18 protein-coding genes and 1 pseudogene are annotated in these 24657 nt (G+C 72.6%); 13 read left to right on the top strand and 6 right to left on the bottom strand.

The genetic code is table 11. The annotated features are described in order from the left end of the window. The first annotated feature begins 76 nt into the window (after positions 1 to 76). The 3 genes from LZF96_RS24750 (at position 77) to mshC (ending at position 2988) form a co-directional block, all read left to right on the top strand. Complete coding sequence (locus tag LZF96_RS24750; protein ID WP_233876810.1) at positions 77 to 667, top strand: DUF3090 domain-containing protein; 591 nt, start codon at positions 77 to 79, stop codon at positions 665 to 667. After that, positions 631 to 1611 (top strand): SCO1664 family protein, encoded by a 981-nt coding sequence (locus LZF96_RS24745; protein ID WP_233876808.1) that lies wholly within the window; start codon positions 631 to 633, stop codon positions 1609 to 1611. The genes LZF96_RS24750 and LZF96_RS24745 overlap by 37 nt, the downstream gene beginning before the upstream one ends. A 138-nt stretch (positions 1612 to 1749) precedes the next feature. Next, the gene (gene mshC / locus LZF96_RS24740; protein WP_233876806.1) at positions 1750 to 2988 is read left to right on the top strand and encodes a cysteine--1-D-myo-inosityl 2-amino-2-deoxy-alpha-D-glucopyranoside ligase; all 1239 of its coding nucleotides are present in this window, start codon (positions 1750 to 1752) and stop codon (positions 2986 to 2988) included. Positions 2989 to 3206: 218 nt separating this feature from the next. Here mshC and LZF96_RS24735 read toward each other — a convergent pair whose 3' ends face one another. From LZF96_RS24735 to LZF96_RS24720, 4 genes and pseudogenes are all read right to left on the bottom strand, one after another. Continuing rightward, on the bottom strand, positions 3207 to 4259 hold the full coding sequence (locus LZF96_RS24735; RefSeq protein WP_308294283.1) for a PAC2 family protein: 1053 nt from the start codon (positions 4257 to 4259) through the stop codon (positions 3207 to 3209). Positions 4260 to 4892: 633 nt separating this feature from the next. After that, a pseudogene (glpK, locus tag LZF96_RS24730) lies at positions 4893 to 6437 on the bottom strand (glycerol kinase GlpK); the annotation flags it as partial. 145 nt (positions 6438 to 6582) lie between these two features. Then, positions 6583 to 7356 (bottom strand): MIP/aquaporin family protein, encoded by a 774-nt coding sequence (locus LZF96_RS24725; RefSeq protein ID WP_233876804.1) that lies wholly within the window; start codon positions 7354 to 7356, stop codon positions 6583 to 6585. Positions 7357 to 7630: 274 nt separating this feature from the next. Continuing rightward, positions 7631 to 8428, bottom strand: a complete 798-nt coding sequence (locus LZF96_RS24720; RefSeq protein WP_233876802.1) for an IclR family transcriptional regulator — start codon at positions 8426 to 8428, stop codon at positions 7631 to 7633. A gap of 313 nt (positions 8429 to 8741) precedes the next feature. On the opposite strand from LZF96_RS24720, the gene metH reads away from it, so the two are divergent. Both metH and LZF96_RS24710 read left to right on the top strand, forming a co-directional pair. Next, the gene (metH, locus tag LZF96_RS24715) at positions 8742 to 12278 is read left to right on the top strand and encodes a methionine synthase (RefSeq protein ID WP_233876800.1); all 3537 of its coding nucleotides are present in this window, start codon (positions 8742 to 8744) and stop codon (positions 12276 to 12278) included. A gap of 199 nt (positions 12279 to 12477) precedes the next feature. Then, positions 12478 to 13266, top strand: a complete 789-nt coding sequence (locus LZF96_RS24710; RefSeq protein ID WP_233876798.1) for an HAD family phosphatase — start codon at positions 12478 to 12480, stop codon at positions 13264 to 13266. A 34-nt stretch (positions 13267 to 13300) separates the two neighbouring features. On the opposite strand, the gene LZF96_RS24705 is transcribed toward LZF96_RS24710, so the two are convergent. Next, the gene (locus LZF96_RS24705) at positions 13301 to 14302 is read right to left on the bottom strand and encodes a PD-(D/E)XK nuclease family protein (protein ID WP_233876796.1); all 1002 of its coding nucleotides are present in this window, start codon (positions 14300 to 14302) and stop codon (positions 13301 to 13303) included. 127 nt (positions 14303 to 14429) lie between these two features. On the opposite strand from LZF96_RS24705, the gene LZF96_RS24700 reads away from it, so the two are divergent. The 3 genes from LZF96_RS24700 to LZF96_RS24690 all read left to right on the top strand — a co-directional run bounded on the left by LZF96_RS24700 (position 14430) and on the right by LZF96_RS24690 (position 17540). Further along, a complete protein-coding gene (locus LZF96_RS24700) occupies positions 14430 to 15635 on the top strand; it encodes a site-2 protease family protein (RefSeq protein ID WP_374203327.1) in 1206 nt (401 codons plus the stop codon). A 173-nt stretch (positions 15636 to 15808) separates the two neighbouring features. After that, positions 15809 to 16819 (top strand): tRNA (adenine-N1)-methyltransferase, encoded by a 1011-nt coding sequence (locus LZF96_RS24695; RefSeq protein ID WP_233876791.1) that lies wholly within the window; start codon positions 15809 to 15811, stop codon positions 16817 to 16819. Between the two features lie 169 nt (positions 16820 to 16988). Beyond that, the gene (locus LZF96_RS24690) at positions 16989 to 17540 is read left to right on the top strand and encodes a hypothetical protein (protein ID WP_233876789.1); all 552 of its coding nucleotides are present in this window, start codon (positions 16989 to 16991) and stop codon (positions 17538 to 17540) included. 268 nt (positions 17541 to 17808) lie between these two features. Here the strand turns inward: LZF96_RS24690 and LZF96_RS24685 are convergent, their stop codons facing one another. Further along, positions 17809 to 18147: a ferredoxin gene (locus LZF96_RS24685; RefSeq protein ID WP_233876787.1), complete on the bottom strand. Its 339-nt coding sequence runs from the start codon at positions 18145 to 18147 to the stop codon at positions 17809 to 17811. A gap of 586 nt (positions 18148 to 18733) precedes the next feature. Between LZF96_RS24685 and arc the strand changes: the two genes are divergently transcribed. The 5 genes from arc (at position 18734) to prcA (ending at position 24593) form a co-directional block, all read left to right on the top strand. Beyond that, positions 18734 to 20500 carry a proteasome ATPase gene (gene arc, locus LZF96_RS24680; protein ID WP_233876785.1) on the top strand — a complete coding sequence of 589 codons (1767 nt, stop codon included), beginning with the start codon at positions 18734 to 18736 and terminating at the stop codon, positions 20498 to 20500. A gap of 273 nt (positions 20501 to 20773) precedes the next feature. After that, a complete protein-coding gene (dop, locus tag LZF96_RS24675; RefSeq protein ID WP_233876783.1) occupies positions 20774 to 22285 on the top strand; it encodes a depupylase/deamidase Dop in 1512 nt (503 codons plus the stop codon). Between the two features lie 149 nt (positions 22286 to 22434). After that, on the top strand, positions 22435 to 22653 hold the full coding sequence (locus LZF96_RS24670) for a ubiquitin-like protein Pup (RefSeq protein ID WP_233876781.1): 219 nt from the start codon (positions 22435 to 22437) through the stop codon (positions 22651 to 22653). A gap of 204 nt (positions 22654 to 22857) precedes the next feature. Beyond that, the gene (prcB, locus tag LZF96_RS24665) at positions 22858 to 23703 is read left to right on the top strand and encodes a proteasome subunit beta (RefSeq protein WP_233876779.1); all 846 of its coding nucleotides are present in this window, start codon (positions 22858 to 22860) and stop codon (positions 23701 to 23703) included. Between the two features lie 23 nt (positions 23704 to 23726). Continuing rightward, on the top strand, positions 23727 to 24593 hold the full coding sequence (prcA, locus tag LZF96_RS24660; RefSeq protein WP_233876777.1) for a proteasome subunit alpha: 867 nt from the start codon (positions 23727 to 23729) through the stop codon (positions 24591 to 24593). Positions 24594 to 24657: the final 64 nt, after the last annotated feature.

The raw sequence follows: 24657 nt of genomic DNA, 5'->3' as shown, positions 1-24657 counted from the left end.
ACGCCCCGGCGGGCGCGGCCTCCCCGACCGGCCCGCACCCCGCGACCATCAGGACCACGACCCCACGGAGCAGCAGGTGACCCGTCAGGTGTTCCTCTACGATCCGCCGGACCGCTTCGTCGCGGGCACGGTGGGCATGCCGGGCCGGCGCACCTTCTTCCTGCAGGCCACGGCGGATGGCCGCACCACCAGCGTCGCCCTGGAGAAGGCCCAGGTCGAGGCGCTGGCCGAACGCATCGACGAGTTGCTGGACGAGGTGGTGCGCCGCGCCGGCGGCCGTACCACCGTCCCCGCGGTGGCCCCGGCCGAGCTGTCCGACACCGCCCCCCTGGAGACCCCCGTCGAGGAGGAGTTCCGGGTCGGCACCATGGCCCTGGCCTGGGACGCCGACAGCGAGCGGATGGTCGTCGAGGCGCAGGCCCTGGTCGAACTGGAGGCGGACTCCGAGGAGGAGTTCGCCGAGGCCGAGGAGGAGCTGCTGCGGGACGAGGAGAACGGCCCGCCGATGCTGCGGGTCCGCCTCAGCGGCACGATGGCCCGGGCGTTCGCCAAACGTGCCCTGGAGGTCGTCAACGCCGGCCGCCCACCCTGTCCGCTCTGCAGCCTGCCGCTCGACCCGGAGGGACACGTATGTCCGCGCCAGAACGGATACCGACGGGGGCTGTGAGCCCTGTCGGAGCCGCGGTGGAACCGGCGCTCGAGCGGGTGTTGGAGCGGGGCGAGCTGACCCCGCGCGGTCGCCTCACCGGCGCCTCCAACGCCGTGCTGTTCGGCTCGGTCGAACTGGACGGCCGCGCACTGCCGTGCGTGTGGAAACCGGTGGCGGGGGAGCGCCCGCTGTGGGACTTCCCCGACGGCACGCTGGCGGCCCGCGAGGTGGCGGCCCGGGAGGTCTGCCGGGCGATGGGATGGGAGCTGATCCCGCCGACCGTGCTGCGGGAGGGCCCCGGAGGCCCCGGCATGTGCCAGTTGTGGATCGGCCCCCCGCCGGACGGCGAGGACCCGGACGTGGAGGCGTTCGCGGGGGAGGACCCGGAGGGGTTCGACGTGCCGGGCCCCGGGGACCCCGGCATCGGGGACCCGGACACCGGCGAACCGGACACCGACGACCCGGCGGGGGAGGAGCCCGTCCCACTGCTCGCCCTGATCGACGCCGAGGAACCCGGCCCCGGCTGGCGGGCCGTCGGCCGCGCCGAGGTCGGCCCCGGTCGCACCGCCCTGTTGGTGCACGCCGACGACGGGCGACTGCGCCGGCTCGCGGTGCTGGACGCGGTGATCAACAACGGCGACCGCAAGGGTGGCCACCTGCTGCCGCGACCCGACGGTCGGTTGTACGCCATCGACCACGGTGTGACCTTTCACACCGAGGACAGGCTGCGCACGCTCCTGTGGGGTTGGGCGGGGGAGCCGCTGCCGCCCGCGGCCCTCACCGCCCTGCGGGCGCTGGAGGCCGCGCTGGAACCGGGCACGGCCCTCGCCACCCGAATGGCGGAACTCCTCACCGCGGCCGAGATCGAGGCGCTGCGCGACCGCGCCGGGGCCCTGCTGGCCTCCGGGCGGCACCCCGCGCCGGGTGGGGAGTGGCCCCCCATCCCCTGGCCGCCGATCTGAGGACCCACCATCCGGCCGCCTCCCCACCCGCCCAGCGGCGGCCCGGCACGACCCGGGACCCCCCGACTTTCGGACGGATGACCGGTGATCGCCGGGTACCTTCGTGTACGCGACACCCGCCCGGTTACGCTCGGGGTCATGCATGCCTGGCCTGCTCCCGAGGTCCCCGTCCTGCCCGGTCGGGGCCGCGACCTCCGGATCCACGACACCGCGACGGGCGGGCGGATCGACCTCGCCCCCGACGTCCCCGAGGACGTAGCCCGGCTCTACGTCTGCGGCATCACCCCGTACGACGCCACCCACCTGGGGCACGCGGCCACCTACGCCGCGTTCGACCTCGTCCAGCGGGTCTGGTTGGACACCGGTCGGCAGGTCCTCTACGTGCAGAACGTCACCGATGTGGACGACCCGCTCCTGGAGCGGGCCGCGGCCACCGGTGAGGACTGGCGGGAGCTGGCCCGCCGGGAGACCGAGCTGTTCCGCGACGACATGACCGCACTGCGGATGCTGCCGCCCGCCCACTACATCGGCGCGGTCGAGGCGGTGCCGTTGCTGGTGCCGATGGTGGAACGGTTGCGCGCCGAGGGTGCCGCCTACGATCTTGACGGGGACGTCTACTTCTCGGTGGACGCCGACCCCCTGTTCGGCGAGGTCTCCGGCCTGGACCGCGAGGAGATGCTGCGGCTCTCCGCCGAACGCGGCGGTGACCCGGACCGTCCCGGCAAGAAGAACCCGTTGGACCCGGTGCTGTGGCTGGCGGCCCGGGACGGCGAGCCCTCCTGGGACGGCGCCTCCCTGGGGCGGGGCCGGCCCGGTTGGCACATCGAGTGCGTGGCGATAGCCCTCGAGTACCTGGGTGCCGGCTTCGACGTCCAGGGCGGCGGATCCGACCTGGCCTTCCCGCACCACGAGATGGGAGCCGCGCACGCCCGGTGTCTCACCGGTGGGCGCCCCTTCGCCCGGGCCTACGCGCACGCCGGGATGGTGGCGTACGAGGGAGGGAAGATGTCGAAGTCGCGCGGCAACCTGGTCTTCGTCTCGGCCCTGCGTCGAGAGGGGGTGGACCCGGCGGCCATCCGGCTCGCACTGCTGGCACACCACTACCGCGAGGACTGGGAGTGGACCCCGGAGGACGGCCGGCGCGCGAAGGAGCGGCTGGCCCGCTGGCGGGCCGCCGTCTCCCGTCCCGACGGGCCGCCCGCCGGGGAGATGCTGGAGGAGATGCGCGCCGCGCTGGCCGACGACCTGGACGCGCCGCGCGCCCTGACCGCCTTCGACCGGTGGGCCGAGCGGCAGGAGCGCGGGGGCGGCGAGGACACCGGCGCGCCGGGCATCGCCTCGCGCGCCGCCGACGCGCTGCTGGGCATCGCGCTGTGAGGTCCGCCGGCCGACCCCGCCCCCTTCCGACGGGCCCCGATACGGGTGCCCGCGGACACGCGTGACACGGACGACGGTGCCCGGCAGGGGATTCCCCTGCCGGGCACCGTCGTCCGTTCCGTGCGCGGCGCGCTTCCCGTTTCGGCGGGGCGGGTTCCGGCAGGACGGGCGGTCCCCGGGCACGCCCCCGGCGCCCGGCGGTGATCCCCCGGCGGGGCTCAGCCGTCCCCGGTGGGCGGGTCCTCCCCGCCCTCGCGGTTCCGGTCGGTCCCGTCCGGCCGGTCGGGGCCCCGGGCCCCGTCCGAGCCGTCGGTTCCGTCGGAATCCCCGGAACCGGACCTCCGGGGTGGCGGACCGCCGCCCACGATGCCGGGCCCGGTCGCGCGGCCGGGCGGCCCCTCGCCCCATCCCGGCGCCCGCGGGTCGCGTCGCCTGAGGTAGCGCTCGAACTCCCGGGCGATGGCCTCGCCGGTGGCCTCCGGCAACTCCGCGGCGTCCCTGGCCTCCTCCAGCGCCTGTACGTACTCGGCCACCTCGCTGTCCTCGGCGGCCAGTTGGTCCACCCCGGTCTGCCAGGCCCTGGCGTCCTCCGCCAGATCCTCCAGCGGCACCGAGATCTCCAGCAGATCCTCCAGAGCGTTCAGCAGGGCCAGGGCGGCCTTGGGGTTGGGCGGCTGGGAGACGTAGTGCGGCACCGCCGCCCACAGGCTCACCGCGGGCAGCCCGGCGTGCGCGCACGCCTCCTGGAGGATGCCGACGATGCCGGTCGGCCCCTCGTAGCGGGACTCCTCCAGGCCCAGGGACCGGGCCAGCTTCTCCTCGGAGGCGACGCTGGTGACCGGCACCGGTCGCGAGTGCGGGGTGTCGCCCAGGAGCGCGCCGAGGACGACGACCATCTCCACACCCAGTTCGTGGGCGAAGCCCAGGATCTCGTTGCAGAAGGTGCGCCACCGCATACTCGGTTCGATGCCGCGCACCAGCACCAGGTCACGGGTCCTGCCGCCACCGGCCCCGTCCCCGATCCGGACGACCGACAGGCGGGTCGTGGGCCAGGTGACCCGGCGCACCCCGCCGTCCATCCACATGTGCGGACGGTTGACCTGGAAATCGTAGTAGTCCTCGGCGTCCAGAGCCGCGAACACCTCGCCCTTCCAGACGCGGTCCAGGTGGGCGACCGCTGCGGAGGCGGCGTCACCGGCGTCGTTCCAGCCCTCGAACGCGGCCACCATGACCGGGTCGACCAGCTCGGGAACCCCCTCGAGCTCGATCACCCAGCGCCTCCCTTCCGGTCGTCGGGGCCGCTGCCACCGGACGACCACTGACTGTCGTGCGCGCCAAGCCTACGGCGTCACCGTGCCCGGGGAGTGCCGGCGATACGCCTCCCGCGGGGGACGGCGTGCGAGATCCCGTCGGAGTCGTCCTCCCGGTCCGCCCGCCGATGGGCGGACCTCCGTGGCCGGCCCCCGGGCCGGGACGCCGCCATCGGGAACGGGGCGACCCCCGGGCCGGGACGCCGCCCCGGCGAAATGTCGCCTCCCGGCCTCCGGGGCACGCCCGGACGGGCCACCGCGGGACCTCGTCGACCGGTGCCGACCGTCCGGGCCGGTGTCCGGTCGCGGGCACGCCCGGGCACCCGGCTCCGCGCAGGCGCCCCGACCGTCGCCGGCGCGCGGGGGCTGCCGGAGCGGTGGATCACCCGGGGCACCCTCGTTCCCCGCCGACGCCGCCCGCTACCGGAACGGGGGCGTCGGTGCGCGGTGCGGAGCGGCGTCGGAGCCCGCCGGACGCGCGGGTCCCCGACGGGATCACTTCTCCCCGGTGGTCCCGGTGGTCCCGGATTCCGCGGTCCCGGTCACGGGGACGTCGCCGGTGGTGCTCCCGGCCCCCCCGCGTCGGGGGGTCGTCTCGTCGTCGAGCCACCCCATGGTCCGGCGAACGGCCTTGAGCCAGTTGCGGTACTCCCGATCCCGGTCCTCCTCGCTCATGTCCGGTGACCACTCGGCGGCCCGGCGCCAGTTGACGCGCAGTTCGTCGGTGTCGGACCAGAACCCGGTGGCCAGGCCGGCGGCGTAGGCCGCGCCCAGGCAGGTCGTCTCGGAGACCATCGGCCGGACCACGGGGGCGTCCAGGAAGTCGGCGATGTTCTGCATCAGCAGGTTGTTGGAGGTCATGCCGCCGTCCACCTTCAGCGTCGTCAACTCCGTGCCGGAGTCCTTGCGCATGGCGTCGACGATCTCCCGGGTCTGCCAGGCGGTGGCCTCCAGCACCGCCCGGGCCAGGTGCGCCTTGGTGACGTACCGGGTCAGACCCGCGATGATGCCGCGCGCGTCGGCTCGCCAGTAGGGGGCGAAGAGGCCGGAGAAGGCGGGTACGAAGTAGGCGCCGCCGTTGTCCTCCACGGACAGGGCGAGGGTCTCGATCTCGGCGGCGCTGTTGATCAATCCCATCTGGTCGCGCATCCACTGCACCAGGGCGCCGGTGACGGCGATGGCCCCCTCCAGCGCGTAGACCGGCGCGGCCTCCCCGATTCGGTAGCCGACGGTGGTCAGCAGGCCGTGGTAGGAGTTGACCGGCTCCTCGCCGGTGTTCATCAGCAGGAAGGTGCCGGTGCCGTAGGTGGACTTGCCCTCACCGACCGAGAAGCAGGTCTGACCGAACAGCGCGGCCTGCTGGTCGCCGAGGGCCGAGGCCACCGGGATGCCGTCGAAGGGGCCGCCACGGGCGGTGCCGTAGACCTCGGCGGAGGAGCGGATCTCGGGCAGCACGGCGGCGGGCACGCCCATGGAGTGCAGGATCCGCGCGTCCCATTCCAGGGTGCGCAGGTTCATCAGCATGGTGCGGGAGGCGTTGGTGACGTCGGTGACGTGCCGCCCGCCGTCGGGGCCGCCGGTGAGGTTCCAGATGACCCAGGAGTCCATGGTGCCGAAGAGGATCTCGCCGCGTTCGGCGCGCTCGCGGAGCCCTTCCACGTTGTCCAGCAGCCAGCGGATCTTGGGCCCGGCGAAGTAGGAGGCCAGCGGCAGGCCGGTCTCCCGGCGGAAGCGGTCCTGACCGACGTTGCGACCGAGTTCGCGGCAGAGCCGGTCGGTGCGGGTGTCCTGCCAGACGAGGGCGTTGTGGACCGGTTCCCCGGTGGCGCGGTCCCACAGCACGGTGGTCTCGCGCTGGTTGGTGATGCCGATGGCCCTGACCTGTTCGCGGGTGACGCCGGCGTTCTCGAAGGATTCGGCCATCACCTCGCGGACGTTGTCGCGGATCTCGGCGGCGTCGTGCTCGACCCAGCCCGGCTTGGGGAAGATCTGCCGATGCTCCTTCTGGGCGACGGAGACGATCCGTCCGTCGCGGTCGAAGACGATGCAGCGGCTGGAGGTGGTGCCCTGGTCGATCGCGGCGATGTACTCGCGGTCCCCGGCGGACTCCTGCGGCTCGTTCCCGGGTGTGGTGTTCACGGTGCGGCTCCCTGGGTGGTGACGGCGTTCCGGGCGGATATCGGGTGTGGTGGTGACCGTGCGGCCGGAGCCGGCCGCGGGGGCGTTGGGGGATGGCGTGGGGTCGTGCGGGGTCGTTCCGAGGGGTCGGGGAGGGCCGGTGGGGTCAGAAGGCGAGTTCGGAGATCCCCGCCGCGATGGCCGCGCCCAGCAGCGGTCCCACGATCGGCACCCAGGCGTAGCCCCAGTCGGAACCGCCCTTGTTCGGCAGCGGCAGCAGGGAGTGCACGATCCGCGGCCCCAGGTCGCGGGCGGGGTTGATGGCGTAGCCGGTCGGACCGCCGAGGGACAGGCCGATGCCGACGACCACGAGGGCCACCAGCAGGCCGCCCATACCGGTGACCCGGAGGTCATCGTTCACCCCGAGGCGCAGGACGGCCAGTACCAGGACGATCGTGGCGATGGTCTCGGTCGCCAGGTTCTGGACCGGGTTCCGGATCTCCGGGCCGGTGGAGAAGACGCCCAGCACGGGGCCGGGACGGGAGCCGCGGGAACGGGGACCGGGTTCGGGCGGTGGGGAGACCGATCCCGGATCCTCCAGGTGGGCCCGGAAGTGGCCGTAGTAGGCCAGCCAGACCAGGACGGCGCCGATCATGGCGCCGATGAGCTGACCGATCCAGTAGATCGGTACGTCGGACCAGTCGCCCCCGGAGAGGGCCAGACCGAGGGTGACGGCGGGGTTGATGTGGGCGCCGGACAGTTCGCCGGAGATGTAGACGCCGCTCAGGACGGCGAAGCCCCACCCGAAGGTGATGGCGACCCAGCCCGCGCCGAACGCCTTGGACTTCTTGAGTACGACGGCGGCGACCACGCCGCCGCCGAGGAGGATGAGGACGGCGGTGCCGATGACCTCGCCGAAGAAGATGTCGGAGCTGGACACCCGTGACTCCTTTGTCCTTCGTCCAGTGTGTCCTTGCGGTTCGAGGGGAAGGCCGACCGGCAGGCGTACGATGTTCGACATTACCGACCGATGGGTGGCAATTTTTCTCCCGCTCGGATGACCCGTCAAGGGGGCGCGAACGGGGGTGTGGCGTCGGGGCGATAAGGGGCCGGGCGGCGGTGGGGCGGGGGCAAGGGGCAGGGCGCCCCACTCGTGGAGCGCCCTGTTCATTCCGGTACGGGGTCTCGTGGCCCCACTTGTGCGAGGGTATGACTCACATGTGTGATGTGCTTCCGAACGACACGCCCCGGAAGTGATCCGCTCCCAGATCCCTGGAGATCGAGCGGGCGCAGTCCCGCACCGCCGCCACCAGGCGCGGCCGGGGCACCCCGTCCGCGTAAACCCGCTCCACCGCCCCGGTGACGCCCACCGCGCCCACCGGCATCCGGCGGCGATCCAGGATCGGGGCCGCGATCGCGGCGACCCCCTCCCAGGTCTCGCCGTCCTCACCCGCCCAGCCGTGGTTCCTGGCCTCCTCCAGCTCCCGGGCCAGCGCGGCGCCGTCGGTCACGGTGCGTCCGGTGACCGGCTTCAACCCGGCGTCCGTCATCTCGCTGCGGGCCACCGGGTCCCAGGCCGCCAGCACCTTGCCCAGAGCGGTGGAGTGCAGCGGACGCATCGCCCCGATCTCCAGGACCTGTCTGCTGTCATCCGGACGGAAGACGTGGTGCACGATCAGCACCCCCCGCTGGTGCAGGACCCCCAGGTGAACACTCTCCCCGCCCGACCGCGCCAGGTCGTCGGTCCACACCAGGGCCCGGGCCCGCAATTCGTGCACGTCCAGGTAACTGTTGCCCAGCCGCAGCAGCTCGGCGCCCAGCTGATACCGCCCGCCGGCGGGATCCTGCTCGACGAAACCCTCCTGCTGGAGGGTGCGCAGCAGGCCGTGTGTGGTGCCCTTGGCCAGCCCCAGTGTCGAGGCGATGTCCGACAACCCCAGTCGGCGCTCACCGCCCGCCAGCAGGCGCAGCACCGCGGCGGCGCGCTCCAGCGACTGGATGGTCCGCGCCATGCGACCTCTCCCTCCGGCTCGTCACGGGGTCGTCCGGGCCGTGTTCCGCCCGGGTCCCCGCGGGCCCCGATCCACCGGACCGGAACACTCCCATGGTATTCCGCATGGCCGAACGGGTGTGGGCGGGTGTCCACGCCGCTCCGTCATCCGGGGGAGCGGTCGGGGTCGGCCGGAGCCGGAGGGGCGTCATCCGGGGGCGACACGTCCGGCCGGCGGACGCCCCTGCCCGTTCGGGGCCGACGCGGATACCCTGAGCGGGTGCGTCCCGACGGGACGCAAAGCCGACAGCCGTCGCACCCTCGGGAGACCACCCATGGCTTCGTCCGTCCCGCCCGCCGCCCCCACCGGCCCCGCCGAACGCGCAGCCGCCCTGCGGGCCGCGCTCGCCGAACGCGTCGTCGTCGCCGACGGCGGCATGGGGACCATGCTCCAGGCCGCCGAGCCCTCGATGGAGGACTTCCAGCAGTTGGAGGGCTGCAACGAGGTCCTCAACGTCACCCGCCCCGACATCGTCCGCTCGGTCCACGAGGCCTACTTCGAGGTCGGCGTGGACTGCGTGGAGACCAACACCTTCGGCGCCAACCACGCGGCGTTGGGCGAGTACGACATCCCCCACCGCATCGTCGAGCTGTCCGCCGCGGGCGCCCGGGTGGCCCGCGAGGCCGCCGACGCGTACACCGCGCGCGACGGACGGCCCCGCTGGGTCCTGGGCTCGATCGGGCCCGGAACCAAACTGCCCACGCTGGGCCACACCACCTACGCGGTGCTGCGCGACGCCTACCGGGAGAACGCCGCCGGGCTGATCGGGGGCGGCGCGGACGCCCTGCTGGTGGAGACCAGCCAGGACCTGTTGCAGACCAAGGCCGCGGTGGTCGGCTCCCGCCGCGCCCTGGAGGAGTCCGGCCTGGACCTGCCGCTGATCGTGCAGGTCACCGTCGAGACCACCGGCACCATGTTGCTGGGTTCGGAGATCGGCGCCGCGCTCACCGCCCTGGAGCCGCTGGGCATCGACATGATCGGCCTGAACTGCGCCACCGGCCCGGCCGAGATGAGCGAGCACCTGCGCCACCTCTCCCGGCACGCCCGGGTGCCGCTGTCCTGCATGCCCAACGCCGGCCTGCCCGTGCTCGGCGCCGACGGCAGCCACTACCCGCTGTCCCCGGCGGAGCTGGCCGACGCCCACGAGTCGTTCGTCCGGGAGTTCGGTCTCTCCCTGATCGGCGGTTGCTGCGGCACCACCCCCGAACACCTGCGGCGGGTAGTCGAACGGGTGCGCGGGCTGGCCCCGGCCCCCCGCGACCCCCGCCCCGAGCCCGGGGCCTCCTCGCTCTACCAGACGGTGCCCTTCCGGCAGGACACCTCCTACCTGGCCATCGGTGAGCGGACCAACGCCAACGGCTCCAAGAAGTTCCGCGAGGCCATGCTCGAGGGCCGCTGGGACGACTGTGTGGAGATCGCCCGCGACCAGATCCGCGAGGGTGCCCACCTGCTCGACCTGTGCGTGGACTACGTCGGCCGCGACGGGGCCGCCGACATGTCCGAGATCGCCGGTCGGCTGGCCACCTCCTCCACGCTGCCGATCGTGCTGGACTCCACCGAACCCGAGGTCCTGCTCGCCGGCCTGGAACGCCTGGGCGGCCGCGCCGTGATCAACTCGGTGAACTTCGAGGACGGCGACGGCCCCGACTCCCGCTTCGCCCGCGTCACCCGATTGGCCGCCGAGCACGGGGCCGCCCTGATGGCCCTGACCATCGACGAGGAGGGCCAGGCGCGCACCGTCGAGAAGAAAATCGCCATCGCCGAACGCCTCATCGCCGAGCTGACCGGCACCCGGGGCATCCTCGAGTCCGACATCATCATCGACTGCCTGGCCTTCACCATCTGCACCGGTCAGGAGGAGTCCCGCGGGGACGGCGCGGCCACCATCGAGGCCATCCGCGAACTCAAGCGCCGGCACCCCGAGGTCCAGACCACCCTGGGGCTGTCCAACATCTCCTTCGGGCTCAATCCCGCCGCCCGCACCGTGCTCAACTCCGTCTTCCTCGACGAGTGCGTGAGGGCCGGCCTGGACTCGGCGATCGTGCACGCCGCGAAGATCCTGCCCATCGCCCGCCTGGACCCCGAGCACGTCCGGGTGGCCCTGGACCTGATCTACGACCGCCGAGCCGAGGGCTACGACCCGCTGGCCCGGTTGCTGGAGCTGTTCGATGGCGTGGACAGCAAGGCGATGAAGGCCGGTCGGGCCGAGGAGCTCGCCGCGCTGCCGCTGGAGGAGCGGCTGCGCCGCCGGATCGTGGACGGCGAGCGCAACGGCCTGGAGGCCGACCTGGATGAGGCGCTGGGTGAACGCCCCGCCCTGGAGATCGTCAACCAGACCCTGCTGGCCGGCATGAAGACCGTCGGCGAACTGTTCGGCGCCGGCCGGATGCAGTTGCCGTTCGTGCTCCAGTCGGCCGAGGTGATGAAGATCGCCGTCGCCCACCTCGAGCCCCACATGGAGAAGGTCGAGGACGCCGACGGAAACTCCGGCAAGGGCACCATCGTGCTGGCCACCGTGCGCGGTGACGTGCACGACATCGGCAAGAACCTGGTCGACATCATCCTGTCCAACAACGGCTACACGGTCGTCAACCTCGGCATCAAGCAGCCGGTCTCCGCGATCCTGGAGGCCGCCGCGGAGCACCGCGCGGACGTCATCGGCATGTCCGGGCTGCTGGTGAAGTCCACGGTGATCATGAAGGAGAACCTGGAGGAGCTGAACAAGCGGGGCATGGCCGCCGACTACCCCGTCATCCTCGGTGGCGCCGCCCTGACCCGCGCCTACGTCGAGCAGGATCTGCACGGGATCTACGAGGGGGAGGTCCGCTACGCCCGGGACGCCTTCGAGGGACTGCGCCTGATGGACGCCCTGATCGGTGTCAAGCGCGGGGTGCCCGGCGCGACGCTGCCCGAGCTCAAGCGGCGGAGGGTCGCGCCCCGCCCCGCCACCCCCGAACCCGCCGACGCCGCCGCGGCACCGGTCCCGGCCCGCTCCTCGGTGGCCACCGACGTGCCCGTCCCCGCCCCGCCGTTCCTCGGCACCCGGGTCGTCAAGGGCATCCAGCTCAAGGAGTACGCCGACTGGCTGGACGAGGACGCCCTGTTCAAGGGGCAGTGGGGGCTGCGGGGCAGCCGGGACGGCGAAGGCCCCGACTACGCCGAACTCCTCGAGACCGAGGGCCGCCCCCGCCTGCGCGGCTGGCTGGACCGGCTGCACACCGACAACCTGTTGGAGGCGGCCGTCGTCCACGGCTACTTCCCCTGCCGGGCCGAGGGCGACGACCTGGTGATCCTCGGCGAGGACGGCGCCGAGCGCACCCGCTTCGCCTTCCCCCGCCAGAGCCGGGGGCGACGGCTGTGCCTCGCGGACTTCTTCCGACCCGCCGAATCCGGTGAGACGGACGTCGTGGCCCTGCAGGTGGTCACCGTCGGCTCGCGGATCGGCGAGGCCACCGCCGAGCTCTTCGCCGCCGACTCCTACCGCGACTACCTCGAACTGCACGGCCTGTCCGTGCAGCTGGCCGAGGCCCTGGCCGAGTACTGGCACGCCCGGGTCCGCGCCGAGCTGGGCATCGCGGACGCCGACCCGGGCGAGCTGGCCGGTATGTTCCGCACCGAGTACCGGGGATGTCGCTACTCGCTGGGCTACCCCGCCTGCCCGAACCTGGAGGACCGCGCCAAGGTGGCCGAACTCCTGCGTCCCGAGCGCATCGGGGTGGTGCTGTCGGAGGAGTTCCAGCTGCACCCCGAACAGTCCACCGACGCCATCGTCCTGCACCACCCCGAGGCCAACTACTTCAACGCCCGCTGACCCCGGCCCCGGGCCGGGAGGAGCGCCGACCCCCGGTGAACGCGCCCCGACACACCGTGACGCGCCCCCGGTCGGTCCGGGTGCGCCGGAAGCGCGCCCGGCGGGCGGGCCGTACACTGAACGGTCCGGAAGGGCCGGTGGTCGGCCCCCGCGCGGGGGCCGACCACCGGCCTCGATGTCCCTTCGGAGGTAGCCGCGGATGACCACCGTCCTTCCCGCGGGCGGCGGGGCCCACCGCTCCGCCGCGCCCGCGCCGCACGCCGTCCTCCTCGACATGGACGGAACCCTCGTGGACACCGAGGACTTCTGGTGGGACGCGGAGGTCCGCGTCTTCGCCGAACTGGGCCACACCCTGCGCGAGAAGGACCGCAGGGTCGTGGTCGGCGGCCCGATGACCCGCAGCGCCAACTACCTGATCGAGGTGACCGGCGCCGACATCGCCTACGAGGAGTTGGCGGAACGTCTCAACGCGGCCTTCCTCGCCCGTCTGGACCTGGGTGTCACCCTGATGCCGGGCGCGGCCGAACTGCTGGCCGACCTCTCGCGCCACCGGGTTCCGGCCGCCCTGGTCTCCGCCTCCCACCGCGAGGTCGTGGACCGCATGCTGCGGGCCATCGGGGCCGAGTACTTCGCGCTCACGATCGCGGGTGACGACCTGACCCGCACCAAGCCCCATCCCGACCCCTACCTGACGGCCGCGATCGGTCTGGGAGCCGACCCGGCCGCCTGCGTGGCGGTGGAGGACACCGCCACCGGGGTCGCCTCGGCCGAGGCGGCCGGCTGCCGGGTGCTCGCGGTGCCCTCGATCACGGCCCTGGAGCCGGCGCCGGGTCGGACGGTTGTGGACAGCCTGCGCGGGGTGGACGTGGGGTTCCTGCGCGGGCTGTGGTCCCACCCCCTGCCGCCGGCCCCGTCCGGCGCGACCGGCGGGACGGCCCCCGAGCCCCGCCCCGGCGGCCGGGGTCGATGGAACGGGAGCGCGCGGTGACCGTCGGGTCGCCGCACCGGGACGTCCGCCGGGGTCAGCCCTCCGCCTCCCGCGTCCGGCCGGCGGCGCCCTCCCCGGTCGGCGCCTCCTCCGCCCCGGCGCCGGGCACCGGGGCGGTCCCGGGCGGAAGCTCCGCGCCCGGCAACTTCTGCTGCACGAGCAGGGGGTAGGGCGGCGGGGTACCGCCGAATTCCGGACAACGTTCCCGGTGGTCGCACCACGAGCACAGCGGGCCCCGCCGGGGACGCCAGTCACCGGTCTCGGTCGCCTGCCGGATGGCCTCCCACAGTGCCATCAGCTTGCGCTCCACGCCCAGCAGCTCCTCCTCCACGGGGTCGTGCCACCGCACCTCGCCGCTGCCCAGGTAGACCAACTGGAGCCGTTTGGGGATCACCCCGCGCAGCCGCCACAGCACCAGCGCGTAGAACCGCATCTGGAACAACGCCTCGCCGGAGTACTCGGGGCGGGGCGCCCGGCCGGTCTTGTAGTCCACCACCCGGACCTCGCCGGTGGGTGCCACGTCCACCCGGTCGATCACGCCCCGGACCCGCAGCCCCGACTCCAGGCGGGTCTCGACGAAGACCTCCCGCTCGGCCGGTTCCAGCCGGGCGGGATCCTCCAGCGAGAACCACCGTTCGACCAACTCCTCCGCACCGGTCAGCCACTCCGCCAACCGGGCCCGACGGGCCTCGGCGCGCTCCCCGTCGTCCCCGCTCCCGTCGTCCGCCGCCCGGTCGTCGGCCGGGCCCTCGGCATCCTCGTCGAAGAGGCCGGCCAACTCGGGGCGGGCCGCCAGCAGCTTCTCCCACTCGCCCACCACCATCGCCCGGGCCCGCCCCACGCTGCGCTCGCCCGCGGGCGCGTCGAAGACGCGCTCCAGGACGGAGTGCACCACCGTCCCCCGGGTAGCCGCCGCGCTCGGTCGCTCCGGCAACCGGTCGATCACCCGGAAGCGGTACAGCAACGGGCAGCGCATGAAGTCCGCCGCCCGGGAGGGCGAGAGCGACTGCGGGGGAGCGGGGCGGGAACGGGTCATGAGGAAACCCTACGGCCCGCCGCCGACACACCCCCGTCCCACCGCGGAATACCATCGGGGGAGGCGGCCCGGCCGTCCGCACCGTCCCGCCCGTCCCGGGTGGGCGGGACTTCGACGAGGGGAACCGGTGACAGACACGGAGCAGCCCGCATCCGGCGGCTCGGGCGCGCGGCGTCCCGAGGAGGGCCGGCAGGGCATCCTCATGGGACGGGTGCGCGGGGTGCCCATCTACGTGGGGTTCAGTTGGTTCCTCGTCGCCGCGCTCATCACCTGGTTCTTCGGCAGCCAACTGGAACGTTTGTTCCCCGAATTGGGAGCCGTACGCTACCTGCTGTCGCTCTTCTTCGCGGTGGCCTTCTACGGCTCGGTGCTGATCCACGAACTCGCCCACACCTTCGCGGCGTTGCGCTTCGGGCTGCCGGTCCGCCGCATTCGTCTGCAGTTCTTCGGCGGCGTCTCCGAGATCGAGCGCGAATCCCCCACCCCCGGCAGGGAGTTCTGGCTGGCCTTCGTCGGCCCGCTGCTGTCCCTGGTGCTCGCGGGGGTCTTCGCACTCGGCCTGTTGGTGGTCGAGGCCGGCACCGTGCCCGGCGTGTTGCTGGCGGCCCTGATGCTCTCCAACCTCATCGTCGCCGTATTCAACCTGCTGCCCGGGTTGCCGCTGGACGGCGGTCGGATGCTGCGCGCCGTGGTGTGGAAGCTCAGTGGTCGACCGATGACCGGCACCGTCGCCGCCGCCTGGAGCGGCCGGGTGCTGGCGATCCTGGTCCTGGTGGGCTTCCCGCTGGCCACCCACGCCGGTGGGCTGGCCGAGCGGGAGTCCGTGGCCGGCGTGGACTCGATCATGGACGGTCTGCTCGCCGCCGTCCTGGCCGCCATCATCTGGACCGGCGCCGGGAACGGTCTGCGGATGGCGCGGCTGCGCGAGCACCTGCCGGGGCTCTCCGCGCGGGCCCTCACCCGCCGCGCGGTTCCCGCCCCGTCCGACATCCCGCTGTCGGAGGCGCTGCGCCGGGCCAACGACGCCGGTGCCCGGGCGCTGGTGATCGTCGAGGCGGACGGCACCCCCAGCGCCCTGGTGCGCGAGGCCGGCATCGCCGAGGTACCGGAGCATCGGCGCCCCTGGGTGCCGATCGGCACCCTCGCCCGCGAACTGACCGAGGGGATGCGGGTGCCCGCCGAGCTCGGCGGCGAGGAACTCCTGGACCACCTGCGGGCGGTGCCCGCCACCGAGTACCTGGTGGTCGAGTCCACCGGGGAGATCTACGGGGTGCTCTCCACCGCCGACGTCGAACACGCCTTCGTCTCCGCGATGACCCGGCGCGGCCGCTGAGCGGCCCGGCGTCGGAGGAGCACCGGGCCGCTCGGCGACCGGTGGGAACGGGGTCACCCGTCTCCTCCGGGCGGCGGATCACCACCGCCCCGGGACGGTGCCGATACCCGGACCGGTCGGTGCCGCCCGCCTCGATTGGGGCGGCGGGTCATCGCTGGTCTAGGGTGGCGACCATGTCCGAACCGACCGGTGCCGCCCGCCGACGCGGGCCCTTCCAGGCCGGGGACCAGGTCCAGCTCACGGACCCCAAGGGCCGCCACCACACCTTCACGCTCGAGGCGGGGAAGAGCTTCCACACCCACAAGGGAGCCTTCCCCCACGACGAGCTGATCGGCGCCCCCGAGGGAACCGTCGTCCGCACCACCGGAAGCGTCGAGTACCTGGCGCTGCGTCCCCTGCTCCCCGACTACGTCCTGTCCATGCCGCGGGGGGCCGCGGTGGTCTACCCCAAGGACGCGGGGCAGATCCTCGCCATGGCCGACATCTTTCCCGGTGCCCGGGTGGTCGAGGCGGGGGTGGGCTCGGGATCCCTGAGCACCTTCCTGCTGCGCGCCGTCGGCGACGGGGGCATGTTGCACTCCTACGAACGACGGGCGGACTTCGCCGAGATCGCCCGGGGCAACGTGGAGCGCTACTTCGGCGGCCCGCACCCCGCCTGGCGGCTGACCGTCGGCGACCTCCAGGACCGTCTGGAGGACACCGAGGTGGACCGGGTCATCCTGGACATGCTCGCCCCCTGGGAGTGCCTGGACCCGGTCTCCAAGGCCCTGGTGCCCGGAGGCATCGTCTGCGCCTACGTCGCGACCACCACCCAGCTGGCCCGCACCGTGGAGACCATCCGTGAGCACGGTTCCTTCAACGAGCCCACCGCCTGGGAAACGATGGTCCGCACCTGGCACGTGGAGGGTCTGGCGGTGCGCCCCGACCACCGGATGATCGGGCACACCGGCTTCCTGCTGACCGCCCGACGGCTCGCCGACGGCGTCACCCCGCCGCGCCGGCGCCGCCGTCCGGCGCCCGGCGCCTACGGCGAGGACTACACCGGACCCGGCGGGAAGTCGGCCGGCCGGGACCGGGAGGCGAACGCGGGGAAGCCCGCCGGCCCGACCGGGGGCGCCGCGAACGGCTCGGTGAACGAATCGGTGAACGACTCGACGGACAGGGGCACCGGCGACGCGGGGTGACCCCGTGAGACCTCCCGCGGCACGGTGACCGACCCGGCCGTTCCGCGGCGGGACGCGATGTGGCACGATGCCGGCACGGTTTCCCCGTTTCCCGCCCGCCGCGCCTCGTCGCCCGTTCCCTCCGGGGCGGCCGGCCGTCCCGGCGATCCCGAACCCCCTGGAGCCCCGCGTGCAGCTTCCGGCCGGCGCCGCCCTCCCGCACACCCGTTCCCGCACCGTCCACTGGGCCCTGACGGCCGTTCTGCTGACCGCGGTGGTCGGCGCGTTCGCCGTGGCACGGCCCCCGGCCGCCGGCGCGAGTCCGGCGGCGGGGGAGGGGCCCGACCCCGGGGCCGCCGAGTATCCGGTGGACTGCGGCCCCCACGGGGTGGCGATCACCCACCGCATCGCGGTGGATCTGGACGGAGACGGACGCGTCGAGACCATCGCAGCCGTCCGCTGCGACGCCGCGGGCGGCACCCCGCCCGGAGGGGTCTACCTGCTGACGGGCGGTGGCACCGGCGAACCGCGCGTCGCGGAGACACTGGTCGATCCGGCCGACGGCATGATCGTCGACGAGGTCGTCGCCGAAGGCGACGGCCTGGTGGTGCGGCTGCTGGGCTACTCCGGCCCCGACGTGCCGCGCAGTGAGCCCGATCTCCGGGGAGAGGCCGCGTGGAGCTGGCGCGGCGGCGAACTGGTCCGCGAGCAGCGGGCCCCGCTGGCCTCCGTGGCGATCTGACCCGTCCGCTCGCCCCCGCCCCCGCGACGGTTCGCGCGCCCCGGACGGGTTCGTTCGGCCGCTCCGCGCACCGACACCGGTGGAGGGGGCGGGCGGAAAGGTGGGGAAAACCCGGCGACCACGGGCCGGGCGGCGCGGGCCCTCCGATCCGGCGGAACCGGTCGGAAACGCCCCGGGTACACCGCCGATACCGCGCCGGCCGCCGGCCTCCCCGACGGGTACCGTCCCGGGGAGGCGGGCCGGTGGGTCGGCGGGAGCCGGGGAGCGATCAGGCGGCGTCGGCCCCCGGGCCGTACACCTCGGTACCGTCCGTCATCCGGCGCACGTGGATGCACTCACCGGGGCACTCGCGGGCGGAGGCCACCACGTCGTTCAACAGCGGCAGCGGGACCGGGGCGGTCGCCCCCGGTTCGGTCAGCAGATCGACCTCCTCACCCGGCGGGGCCGGCGGCTTCACGTATGCCAGTCCGTCGATGTCCAGTTCGAAGACCTCGGGTGCGTACTGGACGCAGATGCCGTCCCCGGTGCACAGGTCCTGGTCGATCCAGACCTCCAGCGGGTCGGTCGTCCCCTCGGCGCGTCCGACGGTCTTCTGCTGCGCGGTCATGTGACCCGTCCCCTTCCGGTGCGGTCCCCGGTGTGATTCCCGGTGTCGTTCACGGACCCGTCCCGGTTCCGCTTCCCGGTTCCGTCCCGGTCGATTCGCGGCACCCGGGTCCGGCCTCCGACGATACCGCCGCCGGTCCGGGGAGCGTCGGTCCGGGCGGGGCGCTTCCCCGCCCGGCGTCCCGTCGCACGCCCCGGCCGGGATCGGTCGCCCGACGGCGCGGCCCGGTCGGTGAAACGACGGATGGGAGGACGGTCGCGGCCGCCGTGCGCCGCTCCCGGAACCGGTCGCTCCGACCGGTCGGAGGAGGGTTCCACCGCACGTCCCGGCGTCGGCCCGGTGCCGGAGCCCTCCCGCGGGCCGCCCCACCGGACCCCGGCTCCGGCCGTGGCCCGACCCCGGGGCGCACGCCCCGACCGACGCGCCGGGGTGGAGCGGCCCCGTCCCGGGTATCCCCTCGCATGAGGGAGCGCGCACGGGTGAAGATCGGACACGCCCCGATCGTCTCGACGATCAGGGGTTTCGATCGACGCCGGTCCAGGTAGGGTCTGGAAGCGTCCAGCTCCCCTTGGAGGAGGTGAGGACCGTGGCATCCCATGACGACGACACCAACCGCGGTATCCGGCCCGGTCGAGGATCGGATGACCCGATCCGGCAGGCCGCCGACCTGGAACAGGAGCTCGCCCTCCTGCGCCGCAAGCTGGCGGATTCCCCGAGACACACCCGGGTGCTAGAGGAACGCATCGTCGAGCTGCAGACGAGCCTGGCCGGGGTCACCGCCCAGAACGAACGACTGGCGGCCACCCTTCGGGAGGCCCGTGACCAGATCGTCGCCCTCAAGGAGGAGGTCGACCGGCTGGCGCAGCCCCCCGCGGGATTCGGGGTCTTCCTGACCGCGAACGAGGACGGCACCGCCGACATCTTCACCGGGGGCCGCAAGCTCCGGGTGAACGTCAGCCCGGGCATCGAGCTCGACGAACTGCGCCGTGGCCAGGAGGTGATGCTCAACGAGGCGCTCAATGTGGTCGAGGCCATGGAGTTCGAGCGCGCCGGCGAGATCGTCACCCTCAAGGAGGTCCTGGAGGACGGTGAGCGGGCCCTGGTGGTCGGGCACACCGACGAGGAGAAGGTGGTGCGGCTCGCCGAGCCGCTGATCTCCGCCACGATCCGCGCCGGCGACGCCCTGCTGCTCGAGCCCCGTTCCGGCTACGTCTTCGAGGTCATCCCGAAGGCCGAGGTCGAGGAGCTGGTGCTCGAGGAGGTCCCGGACATCGACTACACCCGGATCGGCGGCCTCGGGGGCCAGATCGAGCTGATCCGGGACGCCGTCGAGCTGCCCTACCTGCATCCGGACCTCTTCCGCGAGCACGAACTGCGTCCACCCAAGGGTGTCCTGCTCTACGGTCCGCCCGGTTGTGGCAAAACGCTCATCGCCAAGGCGGTCGCCAACTCGCTGGCCAAGAAGGTCGCGGAGGTCACCGGCAAACCCGTGGGCAAGAGCTTCTTTCTCAACATCAAGGGTCCCGAGCTGCTCAACAAGTACGTCGGCGAGACCGAGCGGCACATCCGGCTGGTCTTCCAGCGGGCCCGGGAGAAGGCGAGCGAGGGTACGCCCGTCATCGTCTTCTTCGACGAGATGGACTCCCTCTTCCGCACCCGCGGTTCCGGGGTCAGCTCGGACGTGGAGAACACCATCGTCCCGCAGCTGCTCTCCGAGATCGACGGTGTGGAGGGGCTGGAGAACGTCATCGTCATCGGTGCCTCCAACCGTGAGGACATGATCGACCCGGCGATCCTGCGACCCGGCCGGCTGGACGTGAAGATCAAGATCGAGCGCCCGGACGCGGAGGCCGCCCGGGACATCTTCTCGAAGTACCTCACCCCCCGACTGCCGATCCACACGGACGACCTGGACGAGCACCGGGGCAGCCGCGAGGCCGCGATCGACGCCATGATCCAGACCGTGGTCGAGAAGATGTACACCGAGTCCGAGGAGAACCGCTTCCTGGAGGTCACCTACGCCAACGGTGACAAGGAGGTCCTGTACTTCAAGGACTTCAACTCCGGCGCCATGATCCAGAACATCGTGGACCGGGCGAAGAAGATGGCGATCAAGGACTTCCTCGACCACGACCGCAAGGGTCTGCGGGTCTCCCACCTGATCGCCGCCTGCGTGGACGAGTTCAAGGAGAACGAGGACCTGCCCAACACCACCAACCCCGACGACTGGGCCCGCATCTCCGGTAAGAAGGGCGAGCGCATCGTCTTCATCCGGACGCTGGTCACCGGGAAGCAGGGAGCCGACACCGGACGGTCCATCGACACGGTGGCCAACACCGGTCAGTACCTCTGACCCCCGCCCGCCCGCGAACGGCCGAACGCGTCGGGACCGGGGCTTCCCGGTCCCGACGGGGCGGGGCGGTCGCCGCCGGTCGTCCCGGCGTGTCGGCCGTATACGTCGTCATCCGGCTGCGGTCCCGCTCGCACGGGACCGCAGCCGGACGTTTTTCCCGATCGATCACAGGAAACCCGCAGTGAGATCCGCACCGCGCTCCGTGGCCGTTAGGCTGGGGCGGGCGGGGGAAGGCGGGCGGCGAGGATCCCGCTGCCGGGCAAGGAGGGCCGCATGACCGTACGGCGCGTGATGGGCATCGAGACGGAGTACGGCGTCTCCGTGCCCGGTCACCCCAATGCCAATGCCATGCTCACCTCCTCGCAGGTGGTGAACGCCTACGCCGCGGCGATGCACCGGGCCCGTCGCGCCCGCTGGGACTTCGAGGAGGAGAACCCGCTGCGCGACGCGCGCGGCTTCGACCTGGCCCGGGACAACGCCGACGCGAGCCAGCTGACCGATGAGGACATCGGGCTGGCCAACGTCATCCTCACCAACGGCGCCCGGCTCTACGTGGACCACGCCCATCCGGAGTACAGCGCCCCGGAGGTCACCAATCCCCGCGACGCGGTGTTGTGGGACAAGGCGGGCGAGCGCGTCATGGCCGAGGCCGCCCGCCGGGCCGCCGAGGTACCGGGTGCCCACCCCATCCAGCTCTACAAGAACAACACCGACAACAAGGGCGCCTCCTACGGCACCCACGAGAACTACCTGATGCGGCGGGAGACGCCCTTCTCGGAGATCGTGCGGCACCTGACACCGTTCTTCGTCTCCCGCCAGGTGGTGACCGGCGCCGGTCGGGTCGGCATCGGTCAGGACGGCGGGGAGCACGGCTTCCAGATCAGCCAGCGCGCCGACTACTTCGAGGTCGAGGTCGGTCTGGAGACCACCCTCAAGCGTCCCATCATCAACACCCGCGACGAGCCGCACGCCGACGCAGAGAAGTGGCGCCGGCTGCACGTGATCATCGGGGACGCGAACCTCTCCGAGATCTCCACCTACCTCAAACTCGGTACCACCGCCCTGGTGCTGTCCATGATCGAGGACGGGTTCATCACCGTCGACCTGGCGGTGGACCAGCCGGTGCGCACCCTGCACCGGGTCAGCCACGACCCCGACCTGCGCGAGCAGGTCACCCTGCGCAGCGGGCGCACCCTGACGGCGGTGCAACTCCAGATGGAGTACTTCGAGCTGGCCCGCAAGTACGTCGAGGAGCGCTGGGGCTCCGACGCGGACGAACAGACGATCGACGTGCTCGCCCGTTGGGAGGACGTGCTCACCCGGCTGGAGACCGACCCGATGAGCCTGTCCGGTGAACTGGACTGGGTGGCCAAGCGGGAACTGCTGGAGGGGTACCGGCGGCGCGACGGCCTGGACTGGGACGCCGCCCGTCTGCACCTGGTGGATCTCCAGTACGCGGACGTCCGTCCCGAGAAGGGGTTGTACAACCGTCTGGTGGAACGGGGCCGCATCACCCGACTGGTGGACGAGGGCGAGGTTCTGCGGGCGCGCACCGCGCCCCCGGAGGACACCCGCGCGTACTTCCGCGGCCGGTGCCTGGAGCAGTACGCCGACCACGTGGCGGCGGCCTCCTGGGACTCGGTCATCTTCGACCTGCCGGGCCGTGACTCCCTCCAGCGGGTGCCCACCCTGGACCCGCTGCGCGGCACCCGCGCCCACGTGGCGGACCTGCTGGACCGCTGCGCCACCGCACGTGATCTGGTCCGTGCCCTGTCGGGGGGCTGATTCGCCGCCGGCTGGGAATGATCGGGGAAACGATCGGGGCCGTCTCCAGGCCGGGACTCCGTTCTCCCGGACGGTGAAAAGCCGGGCCGTTGTCGGCGCCGGCTTGTAGGGTCTGATCTTGACACGTCGAACCGATCGGGGTGAGGCAGATGGCGACCAAGGACACCGGCGGCGGCCAGCAGCGGGCGTCGCGCAGCAGCGAGGACGTCGAGGAGCAGAGCGCGGAGACCGGCGCGTCCGAGGAGCTCAAGGAGCGCCAGGAGGCTCTCGACGACGACGTCGACTCGGTTCTCGACGAGATCGACGAGGTACTGGAATCCAACGCGGAGGACTTCGTCCGCGGCTTCGTGCAGAAGGGCGGCGAGTAGCCGCCGGCGGGGGCCGCCGCATGGATCGTCGGGAGCGCCTCGGCGCTCCCGACGGCGTATGTGGATCATGCCCCCGCTGCGGGTAGGGTCCGTGGCGTACGCCGCTCCGTGCCGGGCGCGATCCCGGCCCGGGGCCCCCGGTGGGGTCGCGGGATCGCCCCCGGCACGGAGCGGCGCGCCGACTTCACCACTGGAGGCACATTCGTGACAGCCAATTTCCGGGACGGGGGCCGACTCCCGACGGCCTTCCTCACCCCGGGCTCCTCCTCGTTCCTGGACTTCCTCTCCGACCACGCCCCGGAGCAGTTGCCGGGCAATCGGCCCCTGCCGCCGGTCAAAGGGCCGGTGGAGGCGCCGCACGGCACGACGATCGTCGCTCTCGTCTTCGAGGGCGGGGTCGTTCTGGCCGGCGACCGCCGCGCCACCATGGGCCACATGATCGCCCAACGCGACATCGAGAAGGTGTTCCCCGCCGACGAGTACTCGGCCGTGGGCATCGCCGGCACCGCCGGACTGGCGGTCGAGCTGGTCAAACTCTTCCAGTTGGAGCTGGAGCACTTCGAGAAGGTGGAGGGTGACACCCTCTCCCTGGAGGGGAAGGCCAACCGCCTCTCCGCCATGATCCGCGGCAACCTCGGCATGGCCATGCAGGGCCTGGCGGTCATCCCGCTCTTCGCCGGTTGGGACGTCGAGCGGGGGAAGGGGCGGATCTTCTCCTACGACATCACCGGCGGTCGTTCCGAGGAGCCCGGCTTCTCGGCCGTCGGCTCGGGCTCGATCTTCGCCCGGGGGGCACTGAAGAAGCTGTACCGCGAGGACATGGACGAGGAGCGGGCCGCCACCGTCGCGGTCCAGGCCCTCTACGACGCGGCCGATGACGACTCCGCGACCGGTGGTCCGGACCTCACCCGCCGCATCTTCCCCATCGTCTCGGTGATCACCGGGGACGGCTACCGCCGTCTGTCCGAGGCGGAGGTCTCCGAAATCGCCCGGGCGGTCCTCGACGGCCGCCTCCAGCTGCCCAACGGGCCGCAGGCCCCCGTTCTCTGAGCACAGGAAGGGACGGACAGCCGGTGTCGACGCCGTTCTACGTATCCCCCCAGCAGGCCATGGCGGACCGCGCCGAATATGCCCGCAAGGGCATCGCGCGCGGTCGCAGCGTCGTGGTCCTCCAGTACCGCGACGGCATCCTCTTCGTCGCGGAGAACCCCTCCCGGGCACTGCACAAGGTCAGCGAGATCTACGACCGGATCGCCTTCGCCGCGGTGGGCAAGTACAACGAGTTCGAGAACCTGCGGATCGGCGGGGTGCGCTACGCGGACCTGCGCGGTTACACCTACCACCGCGAGGACGTCACCGCCCGTGGTCTGGCGAACGTCTACGCCCAGACCCTGGGCACCATCTTCTCCAGCGTGGGGGAGAAGCCCTACGAGGTCGAGTTGATCGTCGCGGAGGTCGGCGATGCCCCGACCGACGACCAGGTCTACCGTCTGCCGCACGACGGTTCGATCGTGGACGAGCACGGTTCGGTGGCGGTGGGCGGCGACGCCGATCGCATCAGCGGCCGGCTCGACCGCGACCACCGGGACGACATGACGCTGGGGGAGGCACTGCGACTGGCGGTGCGCTCCCTGGCCCGGGACTCCAACGGCGCCGAGCGCGAGCTGGCCGCCGATCAGTTGGAGGTCGCGGTCCTGGACCGCACCCGTCCCCAGCAACGAAAGTTCAAGCGGCTGTCGGGTGAGCCGCTGGAACTGTTGCTGGCGGAGGGTGCCGACGAGGCCGCCGACGCGGACGGCCCCGGGGACGCCGGCGCCGACGGTTCGACCGACACGCCCGCCGAGGGCGCGGAGGGAACCACCGACGAGGGGGAGAGCGCCGGAAAGAAGGGCGAGGGGAAGAAGAGCGGGGACAAGAAGGCCGGGGACGGCGAGGAGTAGTCCCGCCGGCGTATCGCGCCGATCCCGATCACCGGGGTGTCGGCCGCCGGGCGATTCAGCCCGG

Origin of the sequence: Streptomyces sp. ST2-7A (genome assembly GCF_021390475.1) — a bacterium.
In the GTDB taxonomy this organism is placed as follows: Bacteria; Actinomycetota; Actinomycetes; order Streptomycetales; family Streptomycetaceae; genus Streptomyces.
The sequence above is the reverse complement of the archived record's forward strand: the minus strand, read 5'-3'. Positions and strand labels throughout refer to the sequence as shown.